The sequence below is a fragment of the Pseudomonas gingeri genome, assembly GCF_013385635.1.
Lineage (GTDB): Bacteria > Pseudomonadota > Gammaproteobacteria > Pseudomonadales > Pseudomonadaceae > Aquipseudomonas > Aquipseudomonas gingeri_A.
This window is the reverse complement of record NZ_JACAPR010000010.1, coordinates 674,663-692,384: the sequence shown is the minus strand read 5'-3', so window position 1 is coordinate 692,384 and position 17,722 is coordinate 674,663. Positions and strand designations below refer to the sequence as shown.

13 protein-coding genes and 1 tRNA gene are annotated in these 17,722 nt (G+C 63.6%); 12 read left to right on the top strand and 2 right to left on the bottom strand.

What is annotated here, in order from left to right; translation table 11 throughout:
* Positions 1 to 46: 46 nt before the first annotated feature.
* The 12 genes from HX851_RS13530 to HX851_RS13475 all read left to right on the top strand — a co-directional run bounded on the left by HX851_RS13530 (position 47) and on the right by HX851_RS13475 (position 16,579).
* A complete protein-coding gene (locus tag HX851_RS13530; RefSeq protein WP_177065670.1) occupies positions 47 to 1,813 on the top strand; it encodes an ABC transporter ATP-binding protein in 1,767 nt (588 codons plus the stop codon).
* Positions 1,806 to 3,650 carry an ABC transporter ATP-binding protein gene (locus HX851_RS13525; protein ID WP_177059960.1) on the top strand — a complete coding sequence of 615 codons (1,845 nt, stop codon included), beginning with the start codon at positions 1,806 to 1,808 and terminating at the stop codon, positions 3,648 to 3,650. Before HX851_RS13530 ends, HX851_RS13525 begins: the two co-directional genes overlap by 8 nt.
* A 198-nt stretch (positions 3,651 to 3,848) precedes the next feature.
* Positions 3,849 to 5,000 carry an LLM class flavin-dependent oxidoreductase gene (locus HX851_RS13520; protein ID WP_177059962.1) on the top strand — a complete coding sequence of 384 codons (1,152 nt, stop codon included), beginning with the start codon at positions 3,849 to 3,851 and terminating at the stop codon, positions 4,998 to 5,000.
* A gap of 19 nt (positions 5,001 to 5,019) precedes the next feature.
* A complete protein-coding gene (locus HX851_RS13515) occupies positions 5,020 to 6,069 on the top strand; it encodes an ABC transporter substrate-binding protein (RefSeq protein ID WP_017128105.1) in 1,050 nt (349 codons plus the stop codon).
* A 35-nt stretch (positions 6,070 to 6,104) separates the two neighbouring features.
* Entirely contained in the window at positions 6,105 to 7,163 is a 1,059-nt protein-coding gene (locus HX851_RS13510) for an ABC transporter substrate-binding protein (RefSeq protein WP_017128104.1), read from the top strand.
* Positions 7,164 to 7,512: 349 nt separating this feature from the next.
* Positions 7,513 to 9,777: a TonB-dependent receptor gene (locus HX851_RS13505; RefSeq protein WP_177065668.1), complete on the top strand. Its 2,265-nt coding sequence runs from the start codon at positions 7,513 to 7,515 to the stop codon at positions 9,775 to 9,777.
* A gap of 149 nt (positions 9,778 to 9,926) precedes the next feature.
* Positions 9,927 to 12,392 carry a TonB-dependent receptor plug domain-containing protein gene (locus HX851_RS13500; RefSeq protein ID WP_177065666.1) on the top strand — a complete coding sequence of 822 codons (2,466 nt, stop codon included), beginning with the start codon at positions 9,927 to 9,929 and terminating at the stop codon, positions 12,390 to 12,392.
* Between the two features lie 193 nt (positions 12,393 to 12,585).
* Complete coding sequence (locus HX851_RS13495; protein ID WP_177059968.1) at positions 12,586 to 13,347, top strand: ABC transporter permease; 762 nt, start codon at positions 12,586 to 12,588, stop codon at positions 13,345 to 13,347.
* Between the two features lie 8 nt (positions 13,348 to 13,355).
* Positions 13,356 to 14,117, top strand: a complete 762-nt coding sequence (locus HX851_RS13490; protein ID WP_177065664.1) for an ABC transporter permease — start codon at positions 13,356 to 13,358, stop codon at positions 14,115 to 14,117.
* 11 nt (positions 14,118 to 14,128) lie between these two features.
* Complete coding sequence (locus HX851_RS13485) at positions 14,129 to 14,917, top strand: ABC transporter ATP-binding protein (protein WP_017128099.1); 789 nt, start codon at positions 14,129 to 14,131, stop codon at positions 14,915 to 14,917.
* Between the two features lie 146 nt (positions 14,918 to 15,063).
* A complete protein-coding gene (locus HX851_RS13480; RefSeq protein ID WP_177065662.1) occupies positions 15,064 to 15,666 on the top strand; it encodes a TetR/AcrR family transcriptional regulator in 603 nt (200 codons plus the stop codon).
* 223 nt (positions 15,667 to 15,889) lie between these two features.
* Positions 15,890 to 16,579 (top strand): type 1 glutamine amidotransferase domain-containing protein, encoded by a 690-nt coding sequence (locus HX851_RS13475; RefSeq protein WP_177065660.1) that lies wholly within the window; start codon positions 15,890 to 15,892, stop codon positions 16,577 to 16,579.
* A 419-nt stretch (positions 16,580 to 16,998) separates the two neighbouring features.
* On the opposite strand, the gene HX851_RS13470 is transcribed toward HX851_RS13475, so the two are convergent.
* Both HX851_RS13470 and pgsA read right to left on the bottom strand, forming a co-directional pair.
* Positions 16,999 to 17,074: transfer RNA gene (locus HX851_RS13470), tRNA-Gly, on the bottom strand.
* A gap of 63 nt (positions 17,075 to 17,137) precedes the next feature.
* Positions 17,138 to 17,707 (bottom strand): CDP-diacylglycerol--glycerol-3-phosphate 3-phosphatidyltransferase, encoded by a 570-nt coding sequence (pgsA, locus tag HX851_RS13465; RefSeq protein ID WP_177059976.1) that lies wholly within the window; start codon positions 17,705 to 17,707, stop codon positions 17,138 to 17,140.
* Positions 17,708 to 17,722: the final 15 nt, after the last annotated feature.

The following is a 17,722-nucleotide window of genomic DNA, read 5'->3' as shown; positions in this document are numbered from 1 at the left end:
CGGGCCGTGCGCGGCCCATTCCCCGTGTATGGCTGACGAGCTTTTCATGATCGAACAACACCCCCTTCTACGCAGCCTGGCGATCTACCGGGAAATGCCCTGGCGATTCACCCTGGTGGCGGCGCTGTACGTGGCCATCAACCTGGGGCTGGTCTGTCAACAATGGCTGATCGGCCATGCGGTGAACGACGTCAGCGCCGGACGCGCCGTCGTCCACCATCCTGACGGCAGCCTGGACGCCAGCCTCGGTTGGTACTGGCTCGGGCTGATGTTCGCCGTGGCGTTCGGCCGCGGCCTGCTGCAATACCTCGCCAGCGTGTTGTCGCTGGTGATCAGCCAGGAACTGCTGACGCGCCTGCGCGAACGCATCCTGGCCCAGGTGCAGAGCCTGCACCTGGGTTATCACTGGCAACACGGCATGGGCGAGATGATCACTCGCACCACCCGCGATGCCGACAAGGTGCGCGATGCGCTGATCACCTTCTGGCGTCAGCTGGTGGAAACGCCGCTGGTGGTGCTGGCCACCGTCGGCCTGCTGGGCTGGTACGACCCGCTGCTGGGCCTGGTGCCGCTGTTGCTCACAGTCACCGGGCTGTGGATCTTCGTGCGCCAGACCGGGCGCCTGGTGAGCCTGGACCGGGCGGTCGGCAGCGCCTATGACCGGGTCAACCAGGACCTGAGCGAAGGGATTGGCGGCGTGCGGGTGATCAAGTCGTTCGGCCTGGAGCAACGGCGTATCCAGAGCTTCGCCGATCAGGTCGCGGTGTTCGCCGCATTGGCGCGCCAGGCCCTGGCCTATTCCAGCTCGCGCATTCCACTGCCCCAGGCCGTGGTGGCGCTGGGGCATGTGTGGATTCTGGTGTACGGCGCCCACCTGGTGGCCGCCGGTCAACTCGGGATCGGCGAACTGGTGACCTCGCTGCTGATCGCCACCACCCTGGTATTCCGTATCGAAGGCATCGGCCGGGTGATGCAGACCTTCGCCGATGCCCGCGCCAGCGCCGAGCGCATCTGGCAGTTGCTGGATGCACCGGTGGCGATCCGCGGCGGTGCCGCCAGCCTGCCCGCCAGCCCGCTGGGGCTCAAGCTGGAACAGGTCAGCGTCACCGCCCCCGGTGGGGGCCGCGACATCCTGCATGACTGTTCGCTGACCTTGCAGCCTGGAGAGATCGTCGCGCTGGTCGGCGCCACCGGCACCGGCAAGAGCTTGCTGGCCAGCCTGTTGCCACGCCTGAGCGATGTAACGGCCGGGCGCCTGTTGCTCGGCTCGGACAGCAGCGGCTGGCAGGACATCCGTGACCTGCAACTCGGTCCACTGCGCCAGCGCGTGCATGTCGCGCCGCAGGAAAGTTTCCTGTTCGCCGGTAGCCTGGCGGCCAATCTGCGCCTTGCCGCCCCGGAGGCCAGCGACGAACAACTGCGCGAGGCCCTGCACCTCGCCGCCGCCGAAGACGTCCTGCAGCGCCTGCCCCAAGGCCTGGAAACGCCCCTTGGCGATCGCGGCGTGACCTTGTCCGGAGGCCAGCGCCAACGCCTGTGCCTGGCCCGCGCGTTGCTGGGCAAGCCGGACATCCTGTGCCTGGACGACGCCACCAGCGCCCTCGACGCCATCAGCGAACGCCAGGTACTGCACAACCTGCGGCAACTGCGCGGCACCACGGTGCTGGTGATCTCCAGCAAGCTCTCGACCATTCTGCTGGCCGACCGCGTGCTGATGCTGGCCGACGGCAGGATCACCGCGCAGGGCCGTCACGCCGACCTGCAATCAACCCATGCGCAATACCGCGACCTGCTGGGGATCGATCATGGCTAACCCGCTGCCAGGCAAAGCCTTGAGCGATATCGAAATCGAAGAAATGCTGGCGAAGAAGGCGTTGGATCGCAGCATGTTCAAGCGCTTGCTGCCACTGCTCAGGCCGATCCGCCGGCAGATTGTCGCGGTGATCGGCATCGAGATACTGCTGGTGATCAGCGTCTTTCTGCGGCCGTGGTTTGTGCGTGAACTGCTCGACCGTGGATTGATCCAACAGGCCGATCACTGGCTGCTGGACGAGCGCCTGGTGCTGTGGCTGGGACTCGGCCTGGCGGCCAGCTGGCTGATGCGTTTCCTGCTGGCCGGGGTCTCGCAATTTGTCGCCGGCGGCGCGGCGATCCGTGTGCTGAACGCGTTGCGGGTGCAGGTATTCGCCCATGTCCAGGGCCTGAGCGTCAGTTACTTCGACCAGACCCGCGCCGGGCGCATCATTTCCCGGGTCGACCGCGATGTCGACGCCCTCGAACCGCTGGTGATCCAGGGCCCGCCGGAACTGCTGGGCGCCCTGCTGCGCTGTGGCCTGGCCTCGGTGATGCTGTGGCGCATCGACCCGCGGTTCTTCCTCAGCCTGGCGGCCACGGTGCCTTTGCTGGTGCTCGCCACCTGGAGTTTCAAGCGCATCTCCCAGCGCAACTGGGCCAGGGTCGCGGAAAACCGCAGCCGCTTTACCGCGCACCTGGTGGAAAGCGTCAGTGGTGCGCGCCTGCTGCAACAGTGTGCCCACGAGGCACCGAACCTGCGGCGCTATCGCCAGTTGCTGGAGGATTTCAACCAGGCACTGATTCGCGGCAGCTTGCGCTCATCGTGGTTCGCACCGTTTACCGCGCTGCTCAGTTCGGCGGGAATCGCGCTGTTGCTGCTGGTGGGCGCGTATGGCCTGGCGGCGGGCGAGGTCAGTGTCGGCCAGGTCGCGGAAAGCCTGTTCTATGTGTTTTTGTTCCTGGGACCGTTGCAGGAGCTGTCGGACCTGTTTGAGCGTTACGCCACGGGCTCGGCGTCGGCGCAGCGGATTTTCCTGCTGCTCGATACCTCGCCGCAGATCGTCGACAGCACCGGCCCCCGGCCCCTGGAACGGGCGCGTGGCGAAGTGCATTTTGACCAGGTGCTGTTCAGCTACGGGCAGGCCCCGGTCATCAACGGCCTGAACCTGCATATCCCGGCGGGTGAAGTGCTGGCGATCGTGGGCCCGTCCGGCCATGGCAAGAGCACCCTGGTGCAATTGCTGACGCGCTTCTACGAAGTGCAGACCGGTGCAGTCCGTCTCGACGGCATCGACGTACGCGAGCTGGCGCAACATACCCTGCGTCGCCATGTCGGCGTGGTGTTGCAGGACAACGTGCTGTTCAGCGGCAGCATTCTCGACAACCTGCGCCTCGCCGCCCCCGAAGCCGACGATGCCACCCTGATCGCCGCCGCCCGCGAACTGGGCGCCGATGAAGTGCTGGAGCGCCTGCCTCACCAGTACCACACGGAGGTTGGCCCGCTGGGCGCGCATCTGAGCCACGGCCAGCGGCAGTTGGTATGCCTGGTGCGCGCGTACCTGGCGGACCCGGCGGTGCTGGTGCTGGACGAGGCGACTTCGGCGGTGGACATTCATACCGAACGACGCATCCAGCGGGCGTTGCGCCGGCTGTGCGAGGGACGTACGGCGATCATCATCGCGCATCGACTGGCGACGATCCGCGATGCCGACCGGATTGCGGTGGTACGCCATGGGCAAGTGGTGGAGCTTGGCGCGCATCAGCAGTTGATGGGCCAGGACGGACCGTATGCCGCGCTGTACCAGACCTACCTGCGCAGCGCGCGCAGCCACGAGCCGAGCGCCCTATCCCTGTAGGAGCCGGTTCGCCGGCGCCTGCAAGGGCCTGCTGCACGCTCAGCATCGACTGCTGGGCGGGTGCTGCTACAGCAGCACCCATCTCCTTCCCGCATGCGCAAGCCCCCGTAGCCATTGGGCCCCGCCCCATGGCATGGGCGTTGCAACCACCCCTGCCATCAGGTCCACGCACCTTGCACGACTGAATCAGGAGCATCCATGAGCACTGAATTTTTCTGGCGCCTGCCGCTGGGCACCGACGGCCCGCAGCTGACCACCGACAAACACAACCGTGGCAACCCCGACTACCGCCCCGGCCATATCGCTCCGGGACGCTTGCCCAACGGCGAACCCGACGACTTCACCTACATCGACTACATCGCCCAGGTGGCCAAGGCCGCCGAGCTCGCCGGTTTTGAAGGCGCCCTGCTGCCCACCGGCCCCGAGCCATGGATTGCCGCCGCCGCGCTGGCCCGGGAAACCCGGCGCATCAAGTTCCTGATCGCCTTCCAGGCCACCTGGACCCTGCCCGCCTACGCCGCGCAGCAAGCGGCGATCCTGCAGAACCTCAGCCGTGGCCGCCTGGAGTGGAACATCATCACCGGCGGCAACCCCGCCAGCCAGCGCGCCAACGGCGACTTCCTCGAACATGACCTGCGCTACAAGCGCACCGGCGAGTTCCTCGACATCATCCAGGGTCTGTGGGAGAACGAAAAATTCTCCTATGCCGGCGATATCTACCAGCTGGAAAAAGGCGGCCTGCCCGCCGGCCTGCAGCACGAGCGCAAACCGGGGGTGTATTTCTCCGGGTTCTCCGATGCCGCACTGGGCGTCGCCGCCAGGCACGCCGATGTCTACCTGAACTGGGCCGAGCCCATCGACAAGCTCAAGCCGCATATCGATCGCGTACGCGAGCTTGCCGACAAACAGGGACGCAGCGTGCGGTTCGGCCTGCGGGTCGACCTGTTCGCCCGCGAGACCGAGGAGCTGGCCTGGAAAGACCTGCGCCGCCAGTTCGACAAGCTTGAAGGCCGGACCAGCGTCGTCGCCAAGGGCTTCACCAGCGGCTCCGATTCGGTGGGCGCCGCGCGGCAAACCGCCTACCACCAGAACGTCGACCGCTTCGACGACCTGATCATCGGCCCCAATCTCTGGGCCGGCTTTGCCAAGGCCAAGCCGGGCCCGACCGTCGGCCTGGTGGGCAGCCACGAAAACATCGCCGAGCGCCTGGTGGAATACCGCGACGCCGGTTTCTCGACCTTCATCCTCGCCGGCAACCCGCACCTCGAAGAAGCCCTGCGCATCGGCCAGGAAGTCCTGCCGCTGGTGCACCGACGCCCGGCCATCCAACCGTTGAAAGCCAGCGCCTGAACGCTGGGGAGAATCCTCGATGACACAACCTCTCGACACCCTCTGGTACACCCGCTGTCCCGTGCCCACCGGCCTGGGTATCGCCGTGCAGAAAGGCTGGCTGCAGGACACCGTCGGCGCCCTGGGCACCGAAGTGCAGTCGCTGCGCGAATCGAATGACAAGGCGGTGCGCGAGTCGCACTTCGATCATACCCTGCAGAATTCGGTCCGCCATGGCGGCAATATCCCGGCGATCTGGGCCCGCGCCCAGGGTCGCGAAACCCGGGTGATCGGCCTGTCCTGGGCGGACGAAGTGCAACTGATCCTGACCCGCCAGGACAGCGGCATCAAGACCGTCAAGGACCTCAAGGGTCGCACCTTCGGCCTGCCGGACTGGGCCGGCGCGCAGATCGATTTCACCCGCGCCCAGGCTTTGCGCGGGCTGGAAAACGCGCTGTCGCTGGAAGGCCTGAAGGTCGGCGATGTGAAGCTCGGGAACTTCCGGTATGGCGGCACCTTCAGCGACAACGCCGTGCGCAACGTGGCCGGCACGCCGGTCAATGCACGCACGAGTGAACGCAACCTGGAACTGATCGGCCTGTTGCGCGGCGAGGTCGATGCGATCTTCCTCAAGGGCGCCAGCGCGGCGCAGCACGCCCATGATTTCGGCTTGCACACGGTGATCGACACCGGCTCCCATCCCGACCCGCTGATCCGCAGCAACAACGGCACTCCGCGTACCCTCGCGGTGGACCTGAACCTGCTGGAAAACCATTTCGACGTGGCCACCGGCATCCTCGACTCGGTACTGCGTGCCGAGCAGTGGGCCCACACCCACCCGGAAGACACCCGGCGCTACCTGGCCCGGGAAACCAACAGCAGCGAGTATTGGGTAACCGCGGCCTATGGCGACGATGCACACCTGCGCCTGCGTACCGAACTGGACGAACAGGCGATTGCCGCCCTGCAGGATTTCACCCATTTCCTGCACCGCTGGCGCTTTATCCCGCAAAGCTTCGATGTGCGTGAATGGATTGATGCACGACCGTTGAACGCGCTGCTCAACGGCAAAACCGCGCTGGCAGGCTGACCCGCCAGGCTTCATGGATCCGAACGAAGACCCTTATGAGCAAACCACTCGATACTCTCTGGTACACCCACAGCCCGGTCCCCACCGGGCTCGGCATTGCGGTGCAGTCCGGGCGACTCGCCGAAGCCTTCCTGCCCTATGGCACCAATATCCAATCGTTGCGCGAATCCACGGAGCGGGAAGTTCGCGAAGCCCACTATGATCATCACCTGCAGAACTCGGTGCGCCACGGCGGCAATATCCCGGCGATCTGGGCCTATTCCAGCGGCGTCGAAACCCGCGTGCTGGGGCTGTCGTGGAGCGATGAAGTGCAACTGATCCTGACCACCGCCGAAAGCGGTGTGAAGAGCGTGCGCGACCTGAAGAACCGGCGCTTCGGCCTGCCGAAATGGGCCAACGTGCAGATCGACTTCACCCGCGCCCAGGCCCTGCGCGGCCTGGAAAACGCACTCAGGCTGGAAGGCTTGAACGTGGCCGATGTGGAACTGGTGGACTACCCCTACGGTGGCACCTACAGCGACAACCAGACCTCCTATGTCTACGGCCCCGAAGTCAGCCTGGGCGTCAGCCGTTTCAGCCGGCGCAACAACGAACTGATCGGCCTGTTGCGTGGCGATATCGACGCGATCTTTCTCAAGGGCGCGCACGCTGTCCACCTGGCCAACGAGTTCGGCCTGCATGTGGTGGTGGACACCGGCTCGCACCCGGACCCGCTGATCCGTTCCAACAACGGCACGCCGCGTACCCTCACCGTGGACATCAACCTGCTGCGGGAACATTTCGACGCCAGCGTGAAGATCGTCGATACCGTGCTGCGCACCGAGCAATGGGCCTGGGCCAACCCGGACGAGACCCGGCGCTTTCTCGCCAAGGAACTCAATACCAGCGAGTACTGGGTGACGGCGGCCTACGGCGAAGATGCGCACCGCCGCCTGCGCACCACCCTCGATTCGCGTTCGATTGAAGCCCTGCAGGATTTCACCGACTTCCTGCATCGCTGGGACTTCATTCCCCGGCGCTTTGACGTGCGCGACTGGATCGATTTCAGTGTGCTGGAAAAAGTCATCGGTTCCACTTCCCGCGTCGCCGTTTAACCCTGCCCACGACCTGCAGGAGCCCGGCTTGCCGACGATAGCGTCTTCAAGAACGCCATCACCGGCAAGCCGGGCTCCTGCAAGGGCCGGGTATATCAGCCCCTGAAGTGTTGCCAGGTCAACACTCCCCTTGCTGCTCCAGCAGCACCCTCCAAGCAACTTCTGCTGAATCTTCGACAGGTGATTTTCACAGCCTGCGGGCGCCGTGGTTTTCTCGGTGAGACGCGCCCAAAATAAATAAATTATCTATTTATTTTCATACACTTACATCCATGTATCCGTCTTGAAATTCTCTTGGCACGATCTCTGCTCTACCCCCTTCAAGGACACTTTTCCGGGGGAGAATGCAATGCATAAAATCAATCCGATCACCAGCGGCCTGTGGCTCGCTTTACTGCTCGCCGGGGGGGCCGCCAGCGAGCAGTTGCTGGCCGCCGACGCCGCTGAAAACGACACCAGCAAAACCGAGCCATCGCTCAAGACCGTGACCGTCACCGCACAGCACCGCGAGCAAACCCTTCAAGAGGTTCCGGTGGCGGTATCGGCGGTCCAGGGCACCCATATCGTGGAGGACGGCGTGCGCTCGATGGGCGATATCACGACCTTCATTCCCAACGCATCGGCCAAGAACCCCGACGGCGACGGCCGGCCGCGCTGGTATATCCGCGGACTGGGGACCGGCGACACCGGCGCGGCCACGGTGTACCCGGTGGGTATCTATGCCGATGACGTGTACCTGAATGCACCGATTGCCGGTGGCGGGCCGCTGTGGGACCTGGAGCGCATAGAAATCCTGCGCGGGCCGCAGGGCACGCTGTACGGCAAGAACACCACGGCAGGCGCGGTGAATATCATCTCGAAGAAACCGACCTTCGACACCGACGGTTTCGGCACCATCGGCTTTGGCAGCAAGAACGAACGCATACTCAGCGGTGCCCTCGGCGGCACCCTGGTGGATGAAAAACTCGCGGCACGGATCTCGCTGTATTCCGAAGAACGCGATGGCTTCCAGAAAAACCTGGTAGACGATCACACCTACGGCGACGTCAACAAAAAGGCCGTGCGCCTGCAATTCTTCGCCCAGCTCAACGATGACCTGGATGCGCTGTGGAAGATCCACAGCCGCGAGTTCAAGGGCGACGGCGCCAACGGCGCGTTGACCCTGGGCCGCTATTACAACGTGGGTTACCAGCGGCCGGCCGGACGCAATATCGCCCTGAACGTCGATGACGATTCCAAGCTCAACCACGACGGCACCTCACTGACCCTCAACTGGCACCTGGGCGACTACACCCTGACGTCCATCAGCGCCTATGACTACATTCGCGGCCAGTCCAGCAGCGACGCCGACTACACGCCATACGAGGTCAACGGCACCGCCACCGCCGACAACAAATACACCCAGTACTCCCAGGAAATCCGCCTGGCCTCGCCCCAGCAGGAAACCCTGCGCTGGCTGGCTGGTGCGCACTATTTCCACGAGGATCTGGACAGCAGCGCCGGACGGTTCATCGCCCCCGGGCCGACACCCAACGGCACCGGCTCCAACCAGGTCAACGGCGCCACCGATTTTCGTGACCTGAGCTACGACCACAAGACCGACAGCTATGCGCTGTTCGGCAACCTGACCTACGACTTCACCGACAATTTCAGCGTCACCGGCGGCCTGCGCTGGACCCAGGAAAAGAAAGATATCGACCTCAGCCTTACCCAGCTGACCCGTGCCACCGCCAACGGCCCGCTGATTCCCCTGGCCGGTGTCGGCACCAACGGCACTCGCCAGGAAGACAAGACCTGGGAAGCCTGGACCTACGACCTGACCCCGGAATACCGCATCAACGACAATGTGCGAGTGTTCTTGCGCTACGCCCATGGCTTCCGTTCCGGCGGCTTCAACACCGGGCTGTCGACCAGCCTGTCGCAGTTGACCACGGTGGACCCGGAACAACTCGACGCCTACGAGTTCGGCGTGAAGTCCGAGTGGTTCAACCGTCGCCTCACGGCCAACGCGAACATCTTCTACTACGACTATTCGGATATTCAGGTGAACCTGCTCACGGTCAACAACGGCGTGCTGACCACCGCGCTGACCAACGGCGCCAAGGGCAAGGTCAAGGGCGCCGAGCTGGAGCTGGAAGGCCAGCCCACCGACTACCTGCACCTGCGCGCGGCGGTTTCCTTCCTCGACACCGAATACACCGATTTCAAGAACACCAACCCCAACACCGGTGCGGTCACCGGTGACTACAGCGGCAACAGCTTCGTGCGTTCGCCGCGCAACGTGGTGTCCCTCGGCGGCGACTACACCATCCCGCTGGAAATCGGCGGCAAGCTGGTGGCCGGGGCCGACGTGAGCTTTCGCGACAAGGAGTACTTCCTCGCCGACCGCCAGAGCAGTGCCGACAAGGACCTGAGCCAGCCTCACTACACCTTGGCCAACAGCCGCCTGACCTGGTACAGCACCGACGAAAAACTCAGCGTCACCGGCTTCGTCAACAACCTCACCGACCGCCGCTACCAGGTCCATGGCAGGCCGAACGGTGGCCTGGGCCAATACGTGATCACCTATGGCGACCCGCGCACCGTGGGCCTGAGCGTGACCAGTCGCTTCTGACCCCACCACAAACAACGCCACCTCACCTTGCAGGAGCCCGACTTGCCGGCGACAGGGCCCTTGAGGCCGCTAAAAGCTTCGCGGGCAAGCCCGCTCCCACACAAGCCGGGCTCCTACAAGGTGGGTAATTTCCTGAAAGGACCTCTTTTATGTTCCGACGTACTCCGTTGGCCGGCGCCATCGCGCTGGTCATGGGCAGCCTTGCCGTGCCTGTATTTGCCGCAGATGACAACCAGCCCACCGCGAAAAACGATCACCTGGATACCGTGGTGGTGCTCGGCACACGGCGCAGCGACCTGACCGCCCTGCAAAGCGCGGCACCGGTGGATGTACTGTCCGGCGAGCAGTTGCAGCAGACCGGTGCCACCGACCTGTCCGGCGCCCTGACCGCCTTGTCGCCATCGTTCAACTTCCCGCAGTCGCCGCAAGGTGCGTTTGCCGGCTCCATCGCCCAGGGGGCATCGCTGCGCGGCCTGGCCTCGGACCAGGTGCTGGTGCTGGTCAACGGCAAGCGCCGCCACAGCAGCGCCAACATCACCCGCCAGAGCCTGGTCAATGGTCGTGGCGCGGCAGCGGTGGACTTGAGTCTGATCCCGCTGAGCGCGATCCAGCGCGTGGAGATCCTGCGCGATGGTGCCGCCGCCCAATACGGCTCCGATGCGATTGCCGGGGTGATCAACATCGTGCTCAAGGAAAACGATGACGGCGGCAACCTGGGTTATCGTTACGGCGGCTACGACAAGGGCGACGGCATCCAGCGCAAGCTCAGCGGCTGGAAAGGTTTCACGCTGCCCAACGACGGTTTCCTCACCTTGAGTTTCGACGCCGGCAGCCAGGACCCCGCCAGTGACACCAACCCCGACAACCGGATCTTTTACCCCGGCGATACCAGCGTCAACACGCCTCGCGAGCAGAACAACCGCTACCGCACCTGGCGTTGGGGTTCGGGCAATATCTCGGACCAGTACAATTTCGTGGCCAACAGCGAGATCGGGGTCGGCGAAAGCCTGACCGCCTACGGGTTCGCCACCTACTCCCACAAGAACACCGACGCCGAAGGCTTCTTCGACCCGCCCACGGCCTTGCGCAACAACTACGGCAGTACCGCGTTGCAACGCTACCCGGACGGCCGCCTGCCGATCACCCGCTACGGCCTGGAAGACTATGCCGTCACCGGCGGCCTGCGCTTCGAGAACGAACGACTGGGCAAGTTCGACCTGGCGCTGAACCACGGCGACAACACGCTCAAATCCACCGACCGCAATGCGATCAACCCCAGCTACGGCGTCGACAGCCCGTCGAAGATCTATACCGGCGAACGCGAAAACGACCAGACCAACCTGACCCTGGACTGGGTACGCGACTTCCCCACCGACCTGCTGTTCAAGCCGCTGACCCTGTCGGCGGGCCTGGCCTGGCGCAAGGAGAACTACCAACTGAGCGCGGGCGAAGCCGCCGGCTGGCAGAACGGGCCGCTGTTCAATACCGTCGACCCGATTACCGGGCGGCGGATTCCCGGGTACTACTCAGGTATCACCCAGGTCGATGCAGCGTCGCTGGACCGCAAGGTGCTGGGCGCCTACATCGACGTCGAAGGCCAGATCACCGAGAAATTCCAGGCCGGCGTCGCGGTGCGTACCGAACACTATTCGGACTTTGGCGACACCACCAACGGCAAGCTGTCGCTGCGCTATGACTTTACCCCGCAGATCGCCGCGCGCGCCACGGCCAGCACCGGTTATCGCGCGCCGTCGCTGGTACAGAGCGGCATGTCGTCGTTCAGTGTGCAGGTAGTGGAACAACCGCCAGGCAGCGGCAACTACGTCGAGGTGCAGCAGCGTACGTTGCGCGCCAACAGCCCGGAAGCCCAGGCACTCGGTGGCAAGGCGCTCAAGCCCGAAGAGTCGACCAACTACTCCCTGGGCCTGGTGTGGCGCCCGGTGGACAATGCCTCGGTGACGGTGGACGCCTACCGCATCAACATCGACAACCGCATCACCCTCTCCGACCAGTTGCCCGCCAGCGTGGTCACGCCGATCTTCGCCGGCACGCCCTACGCCAACATCCAGAGCGCGGCGTTCTACACCAACGTCGCCGACACCCGCACCGACGGCATCGAGCTGACCGGCAATTACCAGTGGGACTTGCAGCAATGGGGCCGCCTGAACCTGAGCAGCGGCTTTGCCAAGACCAACACCACCATTACCGGCTTGCGCGATGTCGGAAGTATCAAGGGTTCGCAGATTGTCGGGCGCAACACCCAGGGGCTGATCGAAGACGGCACCCCGGACACCAAGCTGACCCTGAGCGCCAACTGGCTGTATGAAAACTGGGGCGTCAATATCGCCCAGCGCCGCTACGGCGAATGGAAAAGCCTCAACGCCACCAATCCCAACCTGGACCAGACCTTCAGCCCGCAATGGGTAACCGACGTGGATCTGTCCTACACCTTTCACAAAGGCGTGAAGGTCTCGGTGGGCGCGATCAACCTGTTCGACACCCATCCGGACAAGGCCGATGGCGCGCAGCTGTATGGCGTACCGAAGTACTCGATCACCAGCCCGGAAGGTGCCCAGGGCGCGTTCTACTACACCAGCATCAGCTACGACTTCTGAAGCGACTGCTGAATGGGTGCTGCTCCAGCAGCACCTGACCACCAATTCCCCCATGGGACCCCGGATTGCCGGTGATAGCGGCCACTGCCTTATCGCCGGCAAGCCGGGCATGGGCAAGGGTTGGCGTGGTCCCGGGGTCATATGGCACATGTCTTGCGATAGCCCCGGGGTACTTCGCCGAATAAGACCTGCCATGCGCGCCCATCAATCGTTGACCGCCCTATCCTGGCTTATCTCGCCCCTGGCCCTGCTGGCTGCCTGGGCCCTGGTCGCCCACCTGGGGATCTTCCCACGCAACCTGCTGGTACCGCCCGCCCAGGTGCTGCAGACCTTCGGGGAATTGCTCGCCAGCGGCGAACTGCCGGAGCACCTGGGCAACAGCCTGTCGCGCCTCGGCCTGGGTTTTGGCATCGGTTCGCTATGCGGCCTGGCCTTCGGCGTGCTGATGGCCTTGTCGAAGAATGTCGAGGTGTATTGCGGGCCGCTGTTTCACACGTTGCGCCAGATCCCCAGCATCGCCCTGATCCCGATGTTTGTACTGCTGTTCGGTATCGATGAAACCTTCAAGATCATCATCGTCGCCAAGACCGCGTTTTTCCCGGTGGCCCTGGCGGCCGGCGAGGGGGTGCGCGGCATCCCGCGCAGTTATTTCGAAGTGGCCGACGTCTACCGCCTGCGCTGGCCGACCTTTGTGCGCCTGGTGGCCCTGCCCGCCGCCGCGCCGCCGATCATCACCGGCTTTCGCATCAGCCTGACCCGTGCCTGGGTGGTGCTGGTGGCCACGGAGCTGCTGGCGGCCGACAGCGGCCTGGGCCAGATGATTGAAATGGCCCGGCAGATGCTGCGCATCGATGTCGTGATGGTGGGTGTGGTGGTCACCGGGGTGATTGGTTTTGCCCTCGACCATGCCTTTCGCCGTCTTGAACAGCACCTCTTCCGCTGGCAGACCCGCTAGGAGCCCTCATGTTGTCTCTACTGAAAAAAGCCCGTGGAGGGTTGCTGCCCCTGCTGCTGATCCTGGCGTGGGAATACGCCTCGCGCCAGGACGCCGCCGGCGCCTATGCGTTTGTGCCGCTCTCGGCGATCGGTTCGGCGCTGCTCGAAATGCTGGGTAACGGCGAACTGCTGGTCAACCTCCTGGCGAGCCTGGCACGCACCAGCAGCGGCCTGCTGCTGGGCATTCTGCTCGGTGTGACGCTGGGGGTGGCGATGGCGCTTTCCACCGTCGCCAACCGCCTGATCGGGCCACTGTTCCACTCGATTCGCCAGGTACCGATGCTCGGCTGGATTCCCCTGATTGCCATGTGGTTCGGCAATGGCGAGTTTTCCAAAGTGCTGATCGTCACCCTCGCGGCGTTTTATCCGATGGTGCTCAACACCTACCAGGGCTTCAGTCATGTCGAGCGGCGCTACCGCGAAGTCGGCCAGGTGCTGGTGTTGACCCCGCAGCAGCAGTTCACCCGGGTGCTGTTGCCCGCGGCATTGCCGAGCATCGCCACCGGGGTGTTGCAGGCCCTGGCCTTTGCCTGGGTGACCGCCATCGGCAGTGAGCTGTTCCTGTCCTCAGGGGCGGGCCTGGGCAACCTGATGATGAACGCCGAGGCCGGCTCGCGCATGGAAGTGATCGTGCTCAGCGTGCTGTGCATCGGCTTGCTCGGCTATCTGATGACCCTGTTGTTTACCCTTCTGAGCCGCCACCTGCTGCGCTGGCGCAACCTCCGTTGAAAGGCCCCGACATGAATGCAATCGCCCACCATGCCCTCCATCACCACCTGCAAACAGGCGCCCTGCAGATCCGCGGCCTGAACAAGGCCTATCGGATCGAAGGCCGCTCGCTGCCGGTATTGCAGGACATCCACCTCGACGTGCGCCCTGGGGAGTTCGTCAGCATCGTCGGCGCCAGCGGCTGCGGTAAATCCACCCTGTTGCGGCTGATTGTCGGGCTGGAAGCCGAGTACGAGGGCGATATCCTGCTGGACGGCAAACGCATCGCCGCCACCAGCCTGGAACGCGGAATCGTGTTTCAGGACCATCGACTGTTTCCGTGGATGACCGTCAGCCAGAACATCGCCCTGGCCCTGAAGAACCACCCGCTGCCCCAGGCCGAGAAGGATCGCCAGGTAGCCGAGCATATCGCCCTGGTCAACCTCTCGGGCTTTGAAAACGCCTACCCGCACCAGCTTTCCGGTGGCATGGCGCAACGTGCGGCCATTGCCCGGGCGCTGATCAACAAACCCAAGGTGTTGTTGCTCGACGAGCCGCTGGGCGCCCTCGATGCGCTGACCCGCGTGCACCTGCAACGTGAGTTGCAGCGCATCTGGGCACAGCAGCGCTGCACGGTGATCATGGTGACCCACGACATCGAGGAAGCGCTGTACCTGGGCGAGCGCGTGATCGTCATGGACGCGCATCCCGGGCGGATCAAGCACCAGATCGAAGTGGACCTGCCGCATCCTCGGGATCGCACATCAGCGGTGCTGCAAGGGTACAAGGAGCAATTACTGGAAGAGTTGGTGGGGCATTGATCAACCGCCAGGTCCCTTGGGGTTATCCGGGCTGGCTGAGGCGCCTCCTTCTATCCCGACGCCAGATACCGAAGACCCACACCGGTCGCTCCCGGCCCGGCCATAAAAACTGGTAGACCGATCTGCCAGTGGGATAACATTTGGCCATGAGCACTTCAAAGACCCGTGAATCCTCCAGCGTTCGCCAGGAAATCCTTGATGTCGGCCAGCGCATCATGGCCGCCAAAGGTTATTCTGCCGTGGGCCTGAACGAGATTCTGGCTACCGCCGGAGTCCCGAAAGGATCCTTCTATCATTACTTCAGTTCCAAGGACGCTTTTGGCGAGGCGATCCTGGAGAGCTATTTCCACGACTACCTGGCCGATCTCGACCAGACACTCAGCCAACCCGACCTGACGATGGCACAGCGGTTGGTGAACTATTGGCGTGCATGGCAGGACACCCAGTCCTTCCTGGATTGTCAGGGCAAGTGCCTGGCGGTGAAGCTGGGTGTCGAAGTCGCCGATCTTTCGGAGCCCATGCGTGCCGTGCTCAAGCGCGGCACGTCGGGTATCACCAGTCGACTCGGAAAAGCCATCGAGGCCGGCGTCGCGGAAGGGTCGCTACAGATCAACGCCGAGCCGGATATCGTTGCACAAAGCCTCTATCAGCTATGGCTCGGCGCCAGTGTCATGGTGAAAATTGCCAGAACCACCCAGCCCTTCGACATGGCCATGACCACCACCCGCCAGATACTCAATCTGCGCTGACTGGCGAAGGCAACGCCGATCGCGTTGCCTCTTGGCCTTGGCGACTCCGGATACAGACGCCCGCGCCGTCGCTCAGTTTCCCCCCCGTCTCAGCTCTCATATTGCTCCCCTCCGCCCCCTGCCCATGGCAAAAAATCACGGGGGAAAAATTTCGCAAAGAACTAGACGACTGGTCTATTAGCGATTAACGTAGCCACACATTCACCGCAAAGGAATCATCAAGATGAAAGTTCTCATGGTCCTGACCTCGCACGACACCCTCGGCAATACCGGCCGTAAAACCGGTTTCTGGCTCGAGGAACTGGCGGCGCCCTACTACACCTTTCTCGCGGCCAACGCCGAAATCGTCCTGGCCTCGCCAAAAGGCGGCCAGCCACCACTGGATCCGAAGAGCAACGAGCCATCCTTCCAGACCGACCTGACCCGCCGTTTCGAAGCCGACGCCCGGGCGACAGCCTTGCTCGCCAACACCGCACGCCTGGACAGCGTCTCGCCAGCGGATTTCGACGCGGTCTTCTATCCGGGCGGCCACGGCCCGCTCTGGGATCTGGCCGAAGATCCGATCTCGATCCGATTGATCGAGTCGTTCCTTGCCGCCGACAAGCCAGCAGCCCTCGTCTGCCACGCTCCCGGCGTCCTGCGCCACGTGAAGAAGCCTGACGGCACACCGCTGGTCGCGGGCAAGAATGTCACCGGATTCACCAATACCGAGGAAGAAGCCGTAGGCCTCACCCACGTAGTGCCCTTCCTGGTCGAGGACGTACTGAAGGCCAACGGCGGCCTGTACTCCAAAGGCGACGACTGGGCGTCCTACGTGGTCAGCGACGGCCTGCTGATCACCGGCCAGAACCCGGCGTCGTCCAGTGAGGCCGCGAAGGTCCTGGTGGACAAACTGAACCGGAACAACGCCTGAGCCGGTCCTTGGCGGGAGACAGCCAACCTCTCCCGCCGTTGTTTATCCCATTGCCATCCTCAGTCACCACGCCATGGGCGTGGGGCTTTGGCGCATGCCGTCCGGTGCCGTGGGAGGATATGAAGGAATTGCACCCCACCGCCCTTTATGGCGGCGATGCCGGGCTTCCAGCCGGTATCCGGAGGGCAAGGCCTTCGCACACTCGGTGGAGGGTTTTATCACCGGCCAGGTGTTGTTCGTGGATGCCTGAGGGCACCCTTGAAGGGTTTTCAGCGTAGACAGGCAGTATCACGGCAATAACCCGTTCTACTGCCGCGACCGACTGGCTGCTGCCGTGCGAGAAACCCGTCGCTTCAACGCCAGAGATAAAAAATACACAAACAAAAACGCCACTCGATTGAGTGGCGTTTTTGTGTATTTGGAGCGGGAAACGAGACTCGAACTCGCGACCCCGACCTTGGCAAGGTCGTGCTCTACCAACTGAGCTATTCCCGCGTCTTGGTGGTGCGCATTCTATAGAATCCACGCACCACGTCAACCCCTTGATTCAAAATAGTTTTATTTCTTTTCCGGATTTTCCGCATTGATCTTCAGATGCGGCCACGCCGCCCGCAGGTACTGCACCATCGACCACAGGGTCAGGCCCGCGGCAATCATCAACAGGCTATAGCCCGCGAAGACCCAGAAGCTGAAGTCCGACGGATTGGCCAGCAGGATCACCAGCGCCAGCATCTGCGCCGCGGTTTTCCATTTGCCCATGTTCGATACGGCGACCTGCGCGCGCTCGCCCAACTCGGCCATCCACTCGCGCAGGGCCGAAACCACGATCTCCCGCCCGATGATCACCGCCGCCGGCAGGGTCAGCCAGAGGTTGCCATGCTCCTGCACCAGCAGGACCAGCGCCACCGCCACCATCAGCTTGTCCGCCACCGGATCGAGGAACGCGCCAAATGGCGTGCTCTGCTCCAGGCGTCGGGCCAGATAACCGTCCAGCCAGTCCGTCGCCGCGGCAAAGGCGAACACCGAACTGGCCGCCATGTAGCTCCACTGGTACGGCAGGTAGAACAGCAAAATGAAGATCGGGATAAGTAAAACGCGTAGAACGGTGATCAGATTAGGGATATTCATCGGCACAACTGGCTA